Here is a 16,260-nt window from a genome sequence, read left to right on the forward strand (position 1 = left end):
GAACATCACATGATGAGCTACGAGTATAGCGAATCACCGGGAACGGTGGCAAATCCGCAGTTGCCGCGAACGACGGTGACGTCCGTGCTCAACCGCGCATGAAATGGTCAATCTGGTCCTGCTTGCCCATAATGACCAGTTCGTCATTGCGGTGCATGACGATATCTTTCGAACCGTACTGGAGTTCCTGGCCGGGGGACTGGACAGCGACGACCGTGACCCCGTAGCGCGAATGGATGCGGGCGTCGCCGACCGAATACCCGACGACCTGCGCAGGCGTGTGGATCTTCACCACCGTATGAGGTCCTTCAAGCTCGATGTAATCCAGATAATCCCCGGACACCAGATGTCCGACGCGTTTGCCCGCGTCCATTTCCGCGTTGATGACATGGCGTGCGCCGATGCGTTGCAGGATACGCGCATGCTCCTTGGATACGGATTTCGCCCACAGATCCGTTATTCCGGCGTCCAGCAGATTGCCGGTGGCGATGACGGAAGCCTCGACGCTGTCGCCGATGGCGACAACCGCGGTGCCGAATGTACCCGCATCAATCTGTTCGACCGCAAGCACATCTGTCATATCCGCCTGGACCGTCGGAATGGTCGACGACCAACGGTTGACCAGCTCGGGATCCTTGTCCACCGCCAGCACGTCCTGACCAAGCTCGTCAAGCGTGGAAGCCACCGAACTGCCGAATCGGCCGAGCCCAACCACCAGAACGCTTCGATTATTGTCTGCCATCAATCCATCCCTTTCCGACACATCCGGCGCATACGGCACTTCCTGATGCGCAGGCATATCCGACGCTTTCACTCGCCAGCCGTCGCCTTCCACAGCGGCGCCAAACTGCCCGACAGTATACCCGCACGGGTATTCAGCCCACGATAATCGGCTCTTCGGGGAAGCTCACCGCCTGAGCCTCGGACGGCCGGTTGATTGCATACGCGATGGTCATCGGCCCGATCCTCCCGATAATCATCGTCATGGCGAGCAACAGTAACGCCGCCGGGTCGCTCTGGTCGGCGACGCCGACCGTGTATCCGCCCAGTCCGAAGGCCGAGCAGGTGTCGAACAGAGCGTTGCTCAACGAGCAGCCGGACATCGCCATCAATGCCAGCGACACCGTGAACACCAGTATTAGACATGTGGTCATGATGCTCACCGCGGTCATCGTTGTGCGCTCGTTGATGCGCTTGTGGAAAACGGTAACATCGCGCTTGCCGCGGAACGCCGCCCGGCATACGAGCAATACCACGGCGAAGGTCGTCACACGGATGCCGCCGGCCGTGGAGGTGCTGCCGCCGCCGATGAACATGACCGCGCTCATGAACACTTTCGTCGGATCGCTCACATCCGGCACCCACGAGGGGTCGAACCCGGAGGTGCGGGGCATGACCGCCGCGGTGAGCGCGTATCGCAGCCGCGTTTGCAGGTCGGCGTGCGAGAACAGGATGTGGTTGTTCCACTCGATGCACCGGAACCATAGCAGCGAGACCGCCACCATGCAGAAGGTACCGATTAGCGTGATTTTGGTGTGCAGAGTCCAGCGTTTCGGCGGCGTGTGCTTGCGAGCGGCGCGCACGAGGTTGAGCAGCACCGGGAAGCCGAGCGTGCCGCAGAACGCGCTGAGCAGCACCGGAAGGCCGACACCCCAGCTGTTGACATGCAAACCCGCGCCATCGGGCGTGAAACCGGCGTTGTTGTATGAGATCACCGCGAAGAACAGCGCTTCCCACAAGGCGTGCCGCACATTACCGTGATTGACGTGCAACAGTCCGGGGAACAAGGCAAGGAAGGTGATGACCTCGATGAGCAGGGTGGTCACGAGGACCGCGTTGAGTACGCCTTTTGTCTCACTCAGCTTGGTCGCGCCGAGTTCCGTGGCGGTGAGCATGCGCTGCGATGCCTTGATATGCTTGTTGACCGCCAAAGCAATCAGGGACGCGAAGGTCATGACGCCGAGGCCGCCGAACTGGACCGCCAGCAGAATGACCGCCTGCCCGAACAGAGACCAGTGGGTGGTGGTGTTGACCACTTGGATGCCGCATGTCGAAGCGGCTGAAACCGCGGTGAAAAACGCGACCACAGGATCGGTCACCTTGCGGTTATGGGCGCTGATGGGCAGTTCCAGCAGAACCGTGGCCAGCGCAATCAGCGCAAAGAAGTACAGGATGGTCAGCCGACCGGGGTGCGACCACAGTTTCGCCGAGAGGCTGCGGCGCGGCGGACGGCGATTCTGCGCAGCCTGACGTTCGAACGCGTCGCCGGAGAACCACCAGCTGTAGCCGCGCGAGGCTTCGCGGTTCATGGAAGACTCGTCGAGGACGAGGTTCGACATTTTTTTCTGCGCTCCTTACGCGTGCCGATACATGGGCTCAGCCGCTATTCTAGATGAAGTTCAGCTAGGATGGAGCAGTAGGACGGGCGCGCCCACCGGTGGCGGACCCGTGTTCGAGGTTGAAAGGGCGGCGTATGGCTTTGCAGCGGCGTGCTGTTGTCGTGACGCATACCAGGTTGCGTCAAAGCGGCACTGTGGTTTCCGAGGCGGTGGACCAATTACGTGGCGCTGGGTTCGAGGTTTCGATCATCGACAATGTCGAAGCCCCGGGATTCGCGGAACCGACCGCCCAGATCGACGACGATACCGAAATCGTCGTCGTCCTCGGCGGAGACGGGACCATCCTGCGCGCCGCGGAACTCGTACATTGCACGAAAGTGCCGATTCTCGGCGTGAACCTCGGGCATGTCGGCTTCCTCGCGGAATTCGAAAGCTTCCAGATGAGCGACGCGATTCAGCGTGTCGCCGCCCATGACTATTCCATCGACGAACGCATGATCGCGCATGTCGATGTGTGGCTTCCGGGGGCGGACAAGCCGCTGAGCGATTGGGCGCTTAACGATATCACGCTTGAACGTTCCGACCGGGGCAAAATGGTTGAGCTGTCCATCCGCGTCGATGACGTGGAGATGAGCTCGTTCGGCTGCGATGGCGTCATCGTCTCCACGCCGACCGGTTCCACGGCCTACGCATTCTCCGCCGGCGGGCCGATCATCTGGCCGAACGTCGAGGCTTTGCAGCTGGTTCCGCTCGCCGCGCACGCCTTGTTCGCAAGGCCTTTGATCATCGGGGCCGGCTCATCGTTCACCATGACCATTCTTGACAATTCGACGTCGGATGGCTGGATTTGCTGTGATGGGCGTCGTCAGCGTGCATTGCCCAAAGGCACGCGCGTCGAGGTGCGCGAATCGAAGAGCCGTTTGAGGCTCGCACGGTTGTCCGGCGTGCCGTTCACTCAACGTTTGGTCACGAAATTTGACCTTCCAGTGGTTGGCTGGCGTGAGCATAGCCGCACCCGGCAGACGCACCATACGACCGAAGAAGACACGGCAGGGGAGGATGCCCGCTGATGCTTGAGGAACTTGAGATACGCGATCTGGGGCCGATTCACCACGCGCGCATCGCACCTGCGAGGAGTATGACCGCCATCACCGGTGAGACGGGTGCCGGCAAATCCATGCTGCTGAGCGCGATTCGCCTGATTTCCGGTGGTCCCGCCCAGTCGAGGCGTGTCGGCCCGGGAGCCCAGGAAGCGTGGGCACAAGGCGTATTCGCGGTCGCTGAAGACAATCCGGCCGTCATTCAGGCCAAAGACGCGGGCGTAGATGCCGCCGCGGATGAAGGCGAATTGTACCTGTCACGCACAGTGCCGGTGGCCGGCAGGTCGCGTTCGGTGCTTTCGGGGCATACCGTGCCGCGTTCTGTGCTGCAGCATGTGTCGGAGCACTTGGTGACCATCCACGGGCAGGCGGACCAACTGCGTATCGCTTCTGCCGCCCGCCAGCGTGAGGTGCTTGACGCCTACGCTGGTGATGATGCGCTGTTGGAAGCCTACGGCAAGGCGTGGAACGAGCTCAAGGCGATGGACGACCGGTTGGATGCGCTCGAGCACCAGCAGGCGGATGTCCGGCAGCGTGCCGATTATCTGCGCGAATCCATCGAACGGATTAACCAGGTAGACCCCCAACCGGGGGAGGACGAGGACCTCAAGGCCAAGCGTTCGCGCATCGAAAACGCCGCATCCATCCAACAAGGTGTCAACGGGGCGATCGCCGCATTGGACGCATCGCAACTGGACTCGGACGGCGATTCGAATGGGGCGACCGATTTGGTCAGGCATGCCGCGCAAAGCCTGCGTGCCATCCGCGTCGACGGCGACGATACCTACGAGAAGCTCGCTCAGCGGCTTGATTCGATTGAAGCCGATCTGTCGGACGTGGTGTTCACGTTGTCACGCCAGACCGATGACGATGATGATGAAGGCGATCTTGACGCCATCAACACGCGTATCCATGATTTGGGGGAGTTGACACGGCGCTGGGGGCCTGGGCTCGCAGACGTGATCGCATGGCGGGACAAGGCCGCGTTCGAGGTGGAGGATCTGGATGCCAGCCCGGAAAAACTTGAACAATTGCGTACCGACCGGGATCATCTGGCTGCAAAGGCATTGGACGCTGCGCGCGAGTTGAGCGCCGCCAGGGTGAAAGCCGCAGACGAGCTGGGTGAGCGCGTTACCGCCGAGCTCGCTGAACTGGCGATGGGCGGGTCCCGGCTTGAGGTCCGGGTCGTTTCGCGTGCCACAGAATCTGGTCCAGATGCTGGTGCCGGTGCTGGTGCCGGTGCCGATGTTGCCCAGGTGCTCGACGCCCACGGCATGGACGACATCATGTTCGCATTCACCCCGTTCCCCGGTTCCGAACCGCTGCCAATGGGCTCAAGCGCTTCAGGCGGCGAATTGAGCCGTCTGATGCTCGCCCTCGAGCTCACGATTGCGGAGCGGCGTGGCGAAGCAGCCGATATGACCTTCATTTTCGACGAGGTTGACGCTGGTGTCGGCGGCAAGGCCGCGGCGGAACTCGGGCGTAGGCTTGCCAAACTCGCGCGATCCTCGCAGGTCCTCGTTGTCACGCATCTGGCGCAGGTCGCCTCGTGGGCGCAGGAGCAATACGTGGTGAGCAAAGGCCCGACAGCCCCGGACACCCCTGACGAGCCGGGCGCTGCCGGGGTTACCACCACTGTGACCCGTGTGGACGGGGAAGACCGCGTGCGGGAGATTGCACGCATGCTTTCCGGCAGCGAATCGGGAACTTCACTCGACCATGCACGGGAATTGCTCGCGGCGAGTGTAGAGTAGCAATAACGGTATGTCCCGCCGTAATGCGGCGGCGGGATTGACGAAAGGAGCCTCAAATGGGTGCCAACAGCGGCAAGGCGGCAATTTTCGACCTCGACGGGACGTTGCTTGATTCCATGGGTGTGTGGGATCAGGTTGATATTGATTTCCTCGGCAAACGCGGCATCGAGGTGCCAGACGACTACATGACGACCGTGTCCTCGATGCAGTTTCGGCAGATCGCCGAATATACGATCAAACGGTTCGACTTGGACGACACGCCGGAAGATCTGATGAACGAGTGGACCGAAATGGCTACGCACGCGTATGCGACCATCGTCGAGGCCAAACCCCATGCCTTGCAATATCTCGCGTATCTGCGGCAAAGCGGGGCCAAACTCGCGGTTGCCACGACGCTGTTGCCAAGCATGCGCGTCGCCGCAATGAGACATACCGGGCTGGACGAGTATTTCGATGTTGTGTGCAGCGTCGATGAGGTCGGTGACACCGGCAAGGAGGAGCCGGATGTGTATCTCAAGGCGGCGCAGCTTTTGGGTGTCACCCCGCAGAACTGCACGGTGTTCGAGGATATTCTGATCGGTATCCGCTCTGCGAAGGCTGCCGGCATGCGGGCATGGGCGATGCATGATGACTCATCCGATGCGGACTGGCCGACCATTTGCGATGAAGCTGACGGCATCATGTTCGATTTCAATGATGCCCCGGTGCGTCTGTAGGTGTGAAGCCCGTGGCATACCCGACTTCCGGGGTTCAGAATCATCTGCTAAGTGATATACTGATTATCAGAACAGTAGAACAGTTTGTGGCGGTGTGTACATCACCGATTGCGTGTGCGCATGCGCACACCACCGCAAGCCGACGACACGCATGATAGGGAATGGCATGAAATTCTCGGTATCCGATGATTCAGACAAACCGAAATACGAGCAGCTGAAAACCCAGATCAGGTCGGCGGTGTATTCAGGCGAGCTCACTGAAGGGCAGGCTCTGCCGTCGCTGCGCAGGTTGGCCGCTGAACTCGGGGTGTCCGTCCTCACCGTCGCTCGCGCCTATGATGAACTCGCCAACGAGGGCATCGTGCGCAACGAGCAGGGCAGAGGCACGTTCGTGGCGTTGCGCAGCGGTGAAGTGCTGCGCCGTCGCCTGCTGACCAAAACACGGGAAAACTTGGAGGAAGCGTGCGCCGCCGCCCAGCGTGCGGATATCTCCATGCAGGAACTCGAACAGATGCTCGCCGAAATCTACGCCGACATCGAACAGCAGCGCCTCGGCTAGTCACGCGGATTCTCGCGGTCTTCCGATGCCTCGTCCGTAGGGGAGGGCGGGGACGCAGGACGGATCGGCTCACATGCCCCGGCCGGTGAGGTCGCGGCGTCGGCGGTCGAACCGTCATTGTCGTCCACATCGATCAGATTGCTGCGATACCGCACGGCTCCCAGCAACAAAACCAGTCCTTTCGATTACCACGATTCCGCGACCGTCGATATGTTCATCCGCATAGTTGAAGGCTGCAAGGGAGGGCATAAGCCATGCCGGCGGAACCGTCGGGTGTTTCACGGTCTGTCTGGTGAATCATAGCCGACAACCGGATGTAACCGGGAGAACTGGCGGATTTGCTTGAACCTCGCATAAACTCCCACACGGGGAGCGGGAGTTTATGGGGAAACATCATCCTGCGGATAATCTCCCAACAGGAACGTTGAAAATCCGCGGTTCAGAACAACCGCCCTAACAGCCGGCATCGGGAGAACGCCCGCGAATCCGCAGAATTGCGATAAACTCCCACGCTAATCCGGGACTTCATCGTCCTTTGCTGATGCCGAGACAATCTCCCGCATCAACACGAGACAATGCGCGTCTGACTACCATCATGAAGTCCAAAGCAATATCTTCGATTCCGATATCCCATGGCAGCGGCGCAACGATGCGCCCATATCCCATTCTCGCCAAGAAAAACAAAGGCCCGGGACGAAAAACGCCCGGGCCGTTGTTATCAGACCGTGTTACAGCCGATCCGCCGCCTGCTCCACGTAGGCGGGCATGCCGTCGATATCGACGACGTCCGTGAACCGGACATCCGCGTGCTCAAGGCCGCGCAGTGCCTTCGGGGCGGTGGTCCCGCTGTGCTCGGCGAGCACGTCCATGCAATCGAAGTCGGAGCCGGACGCATCCCAGCCCAGCGCCTCGTTGACCACGCGCGGGAACTTGTACGGGCTCGCCGTGCTCAGCAGTACGCGCGGGGTGAGCGGGTCGCGCGGCATCTGCTGCATCACGTAATAGCCGCAGGCAGTATGCGGGTCAATCACGTAATGGTTCTTCTGCCAGCAGTCGGCGATCATCTCGCGCACCTGGTCCTCGTCGGCCCAGCCGCAACCGAACAACTGCCGGATCTTCGCCAGCAGCTCGGCCGGCACTTCGTAGGCGCCCCACTGGTTCAGATCGTTCATCAGCATCTGGATGAGGCGCGTGTCCTTGTCGGACATGTAATACAGCATGCGTTCGAGGTTCGAGGAAATCAGGATGTCCATCGAGGGGCTGATCGTCTGGAAGAACGGGCGCTTGCGGTTGTAGGTGCCGGAGGTCAGGAAGTCGAAGAGCACGTTGTTCTTGTCGCTGGCGACGACCAGATGCTTTACCGGCAAGCCGAGCATCTTCGCGTAATAGCCGGCGAGGATGTCGCCGAAATTGCCGGTCGGCACGCAGAACTCGACTTCGTCGCCCGCGTTGATGACCTGACGTTCGAGCAGCTGCGCGTACGCGGAGAAGTAGTAGACGACCTGCGGCACCAGACGGCCCACGTTGATGGAGTTGGCCGAGGAAAGCACCACATTCGCTTGGTCGTCGATGCGCTTGGCGAGCTCATGGTCGCCGAAAATCCGCTTGACGGCGCTCTGTGCGTCGTCGAAATTGCCGCGCACCGCGCACACATTCACGTTCGAGCCCGCCTGCGTGGTCATCTGCAGCTGCTGGACCTGGCTGACCTTGCCTTCCGGGTAGAACACGGTGATGCCCGTGCCCGGCACGTCGGCGAACCCGGCCAGCGCGGCCTTGCCAGTGTCGCCCGAGGTTGCTGTGAGGATCATGATTTTCTCGTTAGGATCGCCGGTCGGGGCGGTATGCGCCATAAAACGGGGAAGAATCTGCAGAGCGACGTCCTTGAACGCGGACGTCGGGCCGTTGAACAGTTCGAGGATGTAATCGTCGCCCAAGGGCTTGAGCGGTGTGATCGCCGGATCCGACCATTGTTCGCCGTAGGCGTCGCGCACACATTGCGCCAGCTCGTCATCGGTGAAATCCGGCAACAGCGCGCCCAGCACCTCCTGGGCGATCTGCTGGTAGGACTTGCCGGCAAGGGACGCGACGTCGATCTGCGTGTCGCCGAGCGCGTCGGTGACGAACAGGCCGCCGTCGTCGGCGATGCCCTTGCGGATGGCCTGCTTGGAAGTGAGTGAATCGGTGGTGCTGCGGGTGCTATGGAACGTGATCACGAATCATCCTTGCAAAGTTAAGTGGATCTTATGGGCGGTATTCTACCGGGAACCATGGGCATGCGGCGCTGTCGTTCCCCGATATGGACACCGTCGTCGGCACCGCCAAGGACGCCGTATCGGCCCGCCGTGGTCATCCTTTGGCAATAATTGACCCGCCGTGTGAACGGAATCGGCGCGATGCCCGCGGTGTGCGCTACTGTTTTGGCTATGACGAACCAAGAAGACAGCGGGCAGGCCGGGCGCGTCGACGCGCAGGTCTTCAGCGCCGTATGCATGATGGCGGACGCCGCCGCCCAGGCCCAGCGCGCACTCGAACAGGCGAACACCGAAGCGAAGAACGAGCTGCTGCTCGCCATCGCCGACGCCCTCGACACGCATGCCGACGACATCGCCGCCGCCAACGAACAGGATATGCAGGAAGCCTTCGAATCCGGCATGGATGAAGGAAAACTCGACCGCCTGCGTTTCGACGTGGACCGCATCGCCGCCAGTGCACAAGGCGTCCGGCATGTCGCCACGCTGCCCGATCCGGTCGGACAAATCGTGCGCGGGTACAACCTGCCCAACGGGCTGCGCCTCAACCAGGTACGCGTGCCCATCGGCGTCATCGGCATGATTTACGAGGCCCGGCCCAATGTGACGGTCGATGTCGCCTCGCTGTGCCTCAAATCGGGCAACGCCGCCATCCTGCGCGGTGGCCATGCAGCCGAACGCACCAATGCGGCCACATTGCGTGTCATCCGCGAGACCATCGCCGAACACGGGTTCGATCAGGCGCTTGTTGCCACGGTCGACGCCTACGGCCGCCAAGGCGCTACCGCGATGATGGAGGCGCGCGGCCATGTCGACGTGCTCATCCCGCGTGGCGGGGCCGGCCTCATCCAGGCCGTGGTACGCAACTCCAAAGTCCCGGTCATTGAAACTGGCGCCGGCAACGTCCACATCTACGTTGACCGTTCCGGCGACCTCAACAAGGCCATTCCTATCATCCTTAACGCAAAAACCCAGCGTGTCGGGGTCTGCAATGCGGCGGAGAAGCTGCTCGTGCACCGCGATGTCGCCGAAGTGTTCCTGCCTCTTGCCGCGCAGGCGCTCGCCGAGGCGAATGTGGTGCTGCGCGCCGACGAGCGAGCCTATGGCATCATCGACGCCGCCGGCATCGAGGGCATCGATCTCGAACAGGCGGACGAACAGGATTGGGACACCGAATATCTCGCGCTGAAAATGGGTGTCAAGGTCGTCGATTCGCTGGACGAGGCGATCGGGCATATCAACATGCATTCGACAGGGCACACCGAATCGATTATCGCCGAGGACTATTCCGCAATCGAGCGGTTCACCCGGCTCGTGGATTCCGCCGTGGTCATGGTCAACGCCTCCACGAGGTTCACCGACGGTGGCGTCTTCGGTTTCGGCGCCGAACTTGGCATTTCTACGCAGAAGATGCACGCGCGCGGACCGATGGGCTTGCAGGAGATGACCACCACCAAGTGGATTGGCTACGGCACCGGGCAGGTACGCCGGTAATTCGCGGCGCCGCACCGAAAGGGGCGTTGGCGATACATCCCGGCATCCCGGTATGACGGCATCAGGGGCGGTTCGTAGGAACCGTGAAGGAAACGAAGGTGACACAAGTGGCAGTGAATGAAGCATTGGCGCGAGACCGCGGCATCGATCTGGACGACCCTAAGCTCGCCCTGCGGGTTGCGGCGGAACGGCTGAGTACCGTGAGGTATGTGTTTCTCGTGCAGATTGAGGACGGTATCGCCACCGCCGCCCAGCGGGCGTCGTTGGAATACGCGGATGCGGTGCTCATCGGGTGGCCGGAGAATGATGCGCCTGACGTGGTCGACCTCGACGAGCAACAGCAGGCGCAGGTCGCCGAGCATATGCGCGTCATGGAAGACCACATCCGCAAGTACGCCGCCATGGAGCGCGACTGGGATATCGACGGGATGACGGATACGCTGATCCGCATCACCGAACGGGTGGCGGAGATCCGGCGCCTGTATCAGCCTGATTTCCTGTTGCCCACCTTCGCGGAGATCCGGCGGGTCGTCCAGCAGGAATGGGACGAGGATATGGGCAAGATCGATCCCAAGGAGCCCGACCCGACCGCCGAACAGATCGAGGAGCAGACCGAGGACGCCGACAAGCAGCAGCGCCAGATCGCCGAGCATGCCGAACGTGCCGAGCATGCCGATCGTTCCGGGCAGCCTGAACAGCCCGGTCAGCAACATGCGGGCCGTCACGGCGAGCACCACGGAGACAAGGCATGAGTGACAGTCCATCCGAGACGAGCATGCCGGCGCCAGGCCAGTCCGATGCAGGCCGGCGTATGTCGGACCTGCTGCAACGCCCGCAAATCGACACGCCCGGATCATCCTCGCGCAGGTCCGCGCGCGGCAATTGGCATAGCCGGCCACGTATCGGCATCATGGGCGGCACCTTCGACCCCATCCACAACGGGCATTTGGTTGCTGCCTCCGAAGTCGCATGGGTATACGACCTCGACGAGGTGATTTTCGTGCCGACCGGACGTCCGGTGTTCAAACTGGACAGACATGTCACCAACGCCGAGGACCGGTACCTCATGACTGTCATCGCCACCGCCTCGAACCCAAAGTTCACGGTTTCCCGCGTTGATATCGACCGTCCCGGGGTCACCTACACCATCGACACGCTGCGCGACATCCACGCCCAGCATCCCGACGCCGAATTGTTCTTCATCACCGGAGCGGACGCGGTCGCGGAGATTATGCGTTGGAAGGACGCCGACAAGATGTGGGATCTCGCGCAATTCGTCGCGGTCACGCGGCCGGGGTATACGAGCCCGTCCTCACAGCTGCTTAGCGAAGGTCATGTGGACACCTTGGAGATTCCGGCATTGGCGATTTCGTCGACCGACGTGCGGCGGCGGGCGGCCCATGGCGAGCCGGTGTGGTACTTGGTGCCAGACGGTGTCGTGCAGTATATTGGCAAGCATGGCCTGTACCGCGGGATCACCGGCGGCGCCAAGGACACGCACATGTCCGCCTGAGCCGGTCAATGCGGATGGCTACTATGAAATACGTCCACTTCAGCGAACAACGTTTGGAGACACGGTGAGCGCAATCCTCGAAGGAAAGCCAGATAAAAACCTCATTCTCGTCACCGGCCGGGCGCACCCCAGGCTGGCGCAGGATGTTGCCAAGCAACTTGGCATCGACGTGCTGGAAACCACGGCATACGATTTCGCGAACGGCGAGATGTATGTGCGCTACACCGAATCGGTTCGTGGCGCCGACGTGTTCGTGTTGCAGAGCCACTGCAACCCCGTGAACAAGTCCATCATGGAGCAGCTCATCATGATCGACGCGCTCAAGCGCGCATCCGCCCGCTCCATCACCGCGGTGTGCCCGCTGCTGGGCTACTCGCGCCAGGACAAAAAGCATCGCGGCCGCGAGCCCATCTCCTGCCGTCTCATGTTCGATCTGCTCAAGACCGCCGGTGCCGACCGCATCATGAGTGTTGACCTGCATGCGGCACAGTCTCAGGGCTTCTTCGACGGCCCGGTGGATCATCTGATCGCCATGCCGGTCCTCGTCGATTACATTCGTGACCGTTTCGCCAACCAGCTGGACAATGTCGCAGTGGTCTCCCCGGACGCAGGCCGTATCCGTGTGGCGGAGCAGTGGGCGCAGCGCCTTGGCGGCGGCCCGCTCGCCTTCATCCACAAGACCCGCGACATCACCCGGCCGAATCAGGTCGTCTCCAACCGTGTGGTCGGTGAAGTCGAAGGCAAGGATTGCGTGCTCGTCGACGATCTGATCGACACCGCCGGCACCATCGCCGGTGCATGCCATGTGCTGCGTGACGCGGGCGCGAAGTCCGTGACCGTTGTCGCTACCCACGGCGTGCTGTCTGGTCCTGCGGTCGAACGGCTCAAGAACTGCGGTGCGCGCGAGGTCGTGCTCACCGATACCGTGCCGATTCCGGAGGAGAAGCGCTGGGACGGCCTGACGGTCCTGTCCATCGCGCCGCTGCTTGCCAGCGCTATCAAGGCGGTGTTCGAGGACGGCTCGGTCGCAGAGCTCTTTGACACCTATCCGGTGCATCACGGGCAGGGCTTCCTGTTCGCTTGAATTCTGCGGTTCGTCGGTCCGACAGCGCTGAAAGACGCGCGGACGGATTGACGAAACGCCAGAGTATGGCATAATAGCAACTTGGCGATGAAAACCGCCGATCCCCCATGGTGTAATGGCAGCACACGGGTCTTTGGAACCCTTTGTCTTGGTTCGAGTCCAGGTGGGGGAACTCGAAACGGTTCCGCGCGCGAAACACGGAACCCACGCCGGCCGGGCCCGCGAGTCCGGGTCCGGCAACGGCATCACAAACGCACGCGGCCCAACGGCCCCGTGCGTTTTGCTTTCACCGCCATCCTTCCCACACTCCCTACAAACTGTCTACGCTGAGAGGACTGTCAGCGTAGACAGTTTCGGGGTATCTGCCAACGTGGGCATCCGACGCTGACTTGTTCTTAGGTATCAGCAGAAGCGAACCAAAGCCGCTTCCTCATTTGGCGCTGACATCAGTCAGGCATGGATGACAGCTTGTGCTGACGCCCCCATGTCCGCCCCCGACGGTTACAATCCTCGAAGCATGGCGTGCCGCCGTCAGACGCCTCACGCATGGCCGTCCAGCGCAGCGCCGTTACGAAGAATTGGAGATTTCATCGTATGACATTGTCAGCCGCAATCATTCTTGCCGCAGGGGAAGGCACCCGGATGCGTTCCGCCACGCCGAAGGTGCTGCATACGCTCGCGGGCAAGACCTTCCTTGAGCGGGTCATGGCGTCCGTCGCAGGTCTTGATCCGGAAACCCTCGCCGTTGTCGTCCACTATCAGGCCGATCGCGTCGCTGAGGCGGCACGCTCCTACAACGAATCCGTCGAAATCGTCAACCAGGACGATCTGCCCGGCACCGGTCGTGCAGTCCAGTGTGCGATGAACCAGCTTGCCGCCGAAGGCAAGGCCGACGGCACCGTGCTCATCGCGGCATCCGACATGCCGCTGCTCGATACCAAGACCTTGTCCGGATTGCTTGACTACCATCGCACGAGCGGCAACGACGCGACCGTACTGACCACCGTGCTCGACGACCCGACCGGGTACGGCCGCATCATCCGCGACAGCGACGGCAGCGTGCTGCGCATCGTCGAACAGAAGGACGCCAACAGCAGCGAACTGGCCGTCCGCGAGGTCAACACTTCTGTGTACGTGTTCGACGCGAAGGTTCTCGCCGCCGCGATTGCCGGGCTTGACTCCCAGAACGCGCAAGGCGAATTCTATCTGACTGATGCCCTCGAAACCGCTCGCCACACCGGTCGGGTGGGAGCGTGGGCCGCTCCCGACCCCTTGAGCGTCGAAGGCGTCAACGACCGCGTGCAGCTGGCCGCGCTCGCCGCCGCTCACAACCGTCGCGTCTGTGAATACTGGATGCGTCAGGGCGTGACCATCCTTGATCCGTCCACCACCCGGATTGATGACGACGTGCGCATCGAACGGGATGCGCAAATTCTTCCAGGCAGCTTCCTGCAAGGAACGACCACCATCGGCGAAGGCGCGGTCGTAGGTCCGTACACCACGCTCATCGACGCGCGAATCGACGCCGAAGCGCATGTGGAACGTTCCCGTGTCCAGGAATCGCATGTCGGACGGGCAGCGAATATCGGCCCGTGGACCTACATGCGTCCGGGCAATGAGCTGGGCGAGGAAACCAAGGCCGGCGCATTCGTCGAAATGAAGAAAGCCCATATCGGCAACGGCACCAAGGTCCCGCATCTGAGCTACATCGGCGACGCCCAGCTGGGCGAGCACACCAACATCGGCGGCGGCACGATTACCGCCAACTACGACGGGGTGCACAAGAACCGCACGAAGATCGGCTCCAACGTCCATGTGGGTGCCGGCAACATGTTCGTCGCGCCGGTCGAGGTCGGCGATGGTGTCACCACCGGCGCCGGGTCTGTCGTCCGTCACGACGTGCCCGACGATACGATGGTATACTCCGAGAACACACAACACAATATCGAGGGCTGGAAGCCCGCTTGGGAGCGCTGATATGACCGCATTGCAAAGTTCCATCGACGCCGTCCGCATCGCCGCAGCCGCGGCCGACCGAATGAAGGGCACAGATATTGTCGCCTTCGATGTGACCGGGCCGATCGCCATCACCGACGTGATGATGATCGTCACCGCGTCCAACGAACGTCAGGTGCTTGCCGTCGCTGAGGAAATCGAGAAGGACCTGTACACCAAGGGCGGCCATTTGCAGCCGCGCTCGCGCGAAGGCCTGCAGGAAGGCCGCTGGGTGCTGCTTGATTTCGGCGATTTCGTGATCCATGTGATGCACGAGGAGGAGCGGCGCTTCTACCGGCTGGAAAGCCTGTGGAAGGATTGCCCGGCCATCGACCTGCAGCTGCCTGAAGCACCCGAATCCTCCGGCGCGTCCGAACCCGCGTCCGCGGACGCCGACGAGCAGTGAGCATGGTGAATCGTACACCCGGTATGGGTGGGGAATACCAAGGTCCTGAGCATCGTCGCGTCCAGCCGACCGGCCCGCATGTCAGGTCGATTATCATCGTGCGGCATGGCCGTACCGCCTACAACGAGCAGCATCGCTTGCAAGGTCAGGTGGATATCCCGCTCGATGAAGTCGGCGAATGGCAGGTCCGTCAGACGGCACGGACCTTGCGCGATTTGTATGTCGATGGTCGTCCGGATATCCCCAAGCAGCTGGTCGTCTGCTCAGATCTTGGCCGGGCTGTGCAAACCGCGCACGCTTTCGCTGATCCGCTCGGGCTTGACGTGCACCCGGATGCACGGGTGCGTGAACGCAGTTTCGGTGCGTGGGAAGGCCTACGGATTGAAGAGCTTGAACGCGATTTCACCGAGGACTACCAGTCATGGCGGCATTTCGCGGGCGGAGAGCTCAAGCATGGCGCTGAGCCGAAAGGCGCGGTCGGGGAGCGTGGCGTCGAGGCGATTGACGACTGGTCGCATCGCGCCGGCCCGGACACCACGCTGTTCGTCTTCTCGCATGGAGCATGGATTTCCCAGACCTTGCAGACTTTGCTCGGCATGGCGCAAGGCAATCATGACTTCGGGGCGATGACCTCCATGTTCAACGCTCATTGGGCGCGTCTGACCGGAGCTGATCAGCCGGACGGCACCGTGCGCTGGCGGATGACCGAGTATAACCACGGCCCCGCGATCGCGGACACGGACCAGTGGGAAGCCCCGACGCTGCCCTGATTGCTTGGCAATCTATCCTGCCGCCGCAGCTCCCTCTCCCTCACCAACTGGCTACGCCAAGAAGCAGTTAGGCGTAGCCAGTTGGTATGCGTACCCAAACTGGTGACGCAACGGAGGTCGTGAGCGTAGACGGTTTGTGAATGGGCGCGCACCGGATCCGAACATCCGCGCGTCTTGCATGGCAACGGTTCGGTGGTGCCGGCCGTGTCGCTTTGCAGGCCGTGTGGTGATGTCGGTGGTGCATCAGTGCTTGCCGTGCGCCGGTCCCAGCCATGTCGCGT

At 61.8% G+C, this 16,260-nt stretch carries 15 protein-coding genes and 1 tRNA gene; 12 read left to right on the plus strand and 4 right to left on the minus strand.

Annotation, left to right across the window (positions count from 1 at the left end; all coding sequences use genetic code 11):
• Positions 1 to 88 precede the first annotated feature (88 nt).
• Both ACTQYB_RS06080 and ACTQYB_RS06085 read right to left on the minus strand, forming a co-directional pair.
• Positions 89 to 742 (minus strand): potassium channel family protein, encoded by a 654-nt coding sequence (locus ACTQYB_RS06080; protein WP_033507380.1) that lies wholly within the window; start codon positions 740 to 742, stop codon positions 89 to 91.
• A 133-nt stretch (positions 743 to 875) separates the two neighbouring features.
• Positions 876 to 2,339 (minus strand): TrkH family potassium uptake protein, encoded by a 1,464-nt coding sequence (locus ACTQYB_RS06085; protein WP_441482142.1) that lies wholly within the window; start codon positions 2,337 to 2,339, stop codon positions 876 to 878.
• A 134-nt stretch (positions 2,340 to 2,473) separates the two neighbouring features.
• Between ACTQYB_RS06085 and ACTQYB_RS06090 the strand changes: the two genes are divergently transcribed.
• The 4 genes from ACTQYB_RS06090 (at position 2,474) to ACTQYB_RS06105 (ending at position 6,468) form a co-directional block, all read left to right on the plus strand.
• Positions 2,474 to 3,409, plus strand: a complete 936-nt coding sequence (locus ACTQYB_RS06090; RefSeq protein ID WP_441482143.1) for an NAD kinase — start codon at positions 2,474 to 2,476, stop codon at positions 3,407 to 3,409.
• A complete protein-coding gene (gene recN, locus ACTQYB_RS06095) occupies positions 3,409 to 5,193 on the plus strand; it encodes a DNA repair protein RecN (RefSeq protein WP_441482144.1) in 1,785 nt (594 codons plus the stop codon). The genes ACTQYB_RS06090 and recN overlap by 1 nt, the downstream gene beginning before the upstream one ends.
• Before the next feature lie 56 nt (positions 5,194 to 5,249).
• Positions 5,250 to 5,909: an HAD family hydrolase gene (locus ACTQYB_RS06100; RefSeq protein WP_321046225.1), complete on the plus strand. Its 660-nt coding sequence runs from the start codon at positions 5,250 to 5,252 to the stop codon at positions 5,907 to 5,909.
• 166 nt (positions 5,910 to 6,075) lie between these two features.
• On the plus strand, positions 6,076 to 6,468 hold the full coding sequence (locus tag ACTQYB_RS06105) for a GntR family transcriptional regulator (RefSeq protein ID WP_033507469.1): 393 nt from the start codon (positions 6,076 to 6,078) through the stop codon (positions 6,466 to 6,468).
• On the opposite strand, the gene ACTQYB_RS06110 is transcribed toward ACTQYB_RS06105, so the two are convergent.
• Positions 6,465 to 6,638 carry a hypothetical protein gene (locus ACTQYB_RS06110; RefSeq protein ID WP_160249019.1) on the minus strand — a complete coding sequence of 58 codons (174 nt, stop codon included), beginning with the start codon at positions 6,636 to 6,638 and terminating at the stop codon, positions 6,465 to 6,467. The genes ACTQYB_RS06105 and ACTQYB_RS06110 overlap by 4 nt on opposite strands.
• Before the next feature lie 558 nt (positions 6,639 to 7,196).
• The gene (thrC, locus tag ACTQYB_RS06115; protein WP_441482145.1) at positions 7,197 to 8,681 is read right to left on the minus strand and encodes a threonine synthase; all 1,485 of its coding nucleotides are present in this window, start codon (positions 8,679 to 8,681) and stop codon (positions 7,197 to 7,199) included.
• Between the two features lie 210 nt (positions 8,682 to 8,891).
• On the opposite strand from thrC, the gene ACTQYB_RS06120 reads away from it, so the two are divergent.
• From ACTQYB_RS06120 to ACTQYB_RS06155, 8 genes are all read left to right on the plus strand, one after another.
• Positions 8,892 to 10,211: a glutamate-5-semialdehyde dehydrogenase gene (locus ACTQYB_RS06120; protein ID WP_033507505.1), complete on the plus strand. Its 1,320-nt coding sequence runs from the start codon at positions 8,892 to 8,894 to the stop codon at positions 10,209 to 10,211.
• 98 nt (positions 10,212 to 10,309) lie between these two features.
• Positions 10,310 to 10,963 (plus strand): phosphoribosylglycinamide synthetase, encoded by a 654-nt coding sequence (locus ACTQYB_RS06125; RefSeq protein WP_441482146.1) that lies wholly within the window; start codon positions 10,310 to 10,312, stop codon positions 10,961 to 10,963.
• Complete coding sequence (gene nadD, locus ACTQYB_RS06130; protein WP_044098753.1) at positions 10,960 to 11,724, plus strand: nicotinate-nucleotide adenylyltransferase; 765 nt, start codon at positions 10,960 to 10,962, stop codon at positions 11,722 to 11,724. The genes ACTQYB_RS06125 and nadD overlap by 4 nt, the downstream gene beginning before the upstream one ends.
• A 64-nt stretch (positions 11,725 to 11,788) precedes the next feature.
• A complete protein-coding gene (locus tag ACTQYB_RS06135) occupies positions 11,789 to 12,808 on the plus strand; it encodes a ribose-phosphate diphosphokinase (RefSeq protein ID WP_015451252.1) in 1,020 nt (339 codons plus the stop codon).
• Positions 12,809 to 12,909: 101 nt separating this feature from the next.
• Positions 12,910 to 12,980, plus strand: a tRNA-Gln gene (locus ACTQYB_RS06140).
• A gap of 422 nt (positions 12,981 to 13,402) precedes the next feature.
• A complete protein-coding gene (gene glmU / locus ACTQYB_RS06145; protein ID WP_441482147.1) occupies positions 13,403 to 14,785 on the plus strand; it encodes a bifunctional UDP-N-acetylglucosamine diphosphorylase/glucosamine-1-phosphate N-acetyltransferase GlmU in 1,383 nt (460 codons plus the stop codon).
• 1 nt (position 14,786) lies between these two features.
• Positions 14,787 to 15,209 carry a ribosome silencing factor gene (gene rsfS / locus ACTQYB_RS06150; protein WP_015451250.1) on the plus strand — a complete coding sequence of 141 codons (423 nt, stop codon included), beginning with the start codon at positions 14,787 to 14,789 and terminating at the stop codon, positions 15,207 to 15,209.
• A 23-nt stretch (positions 15,210 to 15,232) separates the two neighbouring features.
• Positions 15,233 to 15,979 carry a histidine phosphatase family protein gene (locus tag ACTQYB_RS06155; RefSeq protein WP_441482164.1) on the plus strand — a complete coding sequence of 249 codons (747 nt, stop codon included), beginning with the start codon at positions 15,233 to 15,235 and terminating at the stop codon, positions 15,977 to 15,979.
• The last annotated feature ends 281 nt before the right edge of the window (positions 15,980 to 16,260 follow it).

The sequence above is a fragment of the Bifidobacterium sp. LCP19S3_E9 genome (assembly GCF_052121135.1).
In the GTDB taxonomy this organism is placed as follows: Bacteria; Actinomycetota; Actinomycetes; order Actinomycetales; family Bifidobacteriaceae; genus Bifidobacterium; species Bifidobacterium thermacidophilum.

Coding starts and splice junctions, on each gene's coding strand:
- ACTQYB_RS06080 (WP_033507380.1), bottom strand. CDS start 742: ATGGCAGACAATAATCGAAGCGTTCTGGTGGTTGGGCTCGGCCGATTC.
- ACTQYB_RS06085 (WP_441482142.1), bottom strand. CDS start 2,339: ATGTCGAACCTCGTCCTCGACGAGTCTTCCATGAACCGCGAAGCCTCG.
- ACTQYB_RS06090 (WP_441482143.1), top strand. CDS start 2,474: ATGGCTTTGCAGCGGCGTGCTGTTGTCGTGACGCATACCAGGTTGCGT.
- recN (WP_441482144.1), top strand. CDS start 3,409: ATGCTTGAGGAACTTGAGATACGCGATCTGGGGCCGATTCACCACGCG.
- ACTQYB_RS06100 (WP_321046225.1), top strand. CDS start 5,250: ATGGGTGCCAACAGCGGCAAGGCGGCAATTTTCGACCTCGACGGGACG.
- ACTQYB_RS06105 (WP_033507469.1), top strand. CDS start 6,076: ATGAAATTCTCGGTATCCGATGATTCAGACAAACCGAAATACGAGCAG.
- ACTQYB_RS06120 (WP_033507505.1), top strand. CDS start 8,892: ATGACGAACCAAGAAGACAGCGGGCAGGCCGGGCGCGTCGACGCGCAG.
- nadD (WP_044098753.1), top strand. CDS start 10,960: ATGAGTGACAGTCCATCCGAGACGAGCATGCCGGCGCCAGGCCAGTCC.
- glmU (WP_441482147.1), top strand. CDS start 13,403: ATGACATTGTCAGCCGCAATCATTCTTGCCGCAGGGGAAGGCACCCGG.
- rsfS (WP_015451250.1), top strand. CDS start 14,787: ATGACCGCATTGCAAAGTTCCATCGACGCCGTCCGCATCGCCGCAGCC.
- ACTQYB_RS06155 (WP_441482164.1), top strand. CDS start 15,233: ATGGGTGGGGAATACCAAGGTCCTGAGCATCGTCGCGTCCAGCCGACC.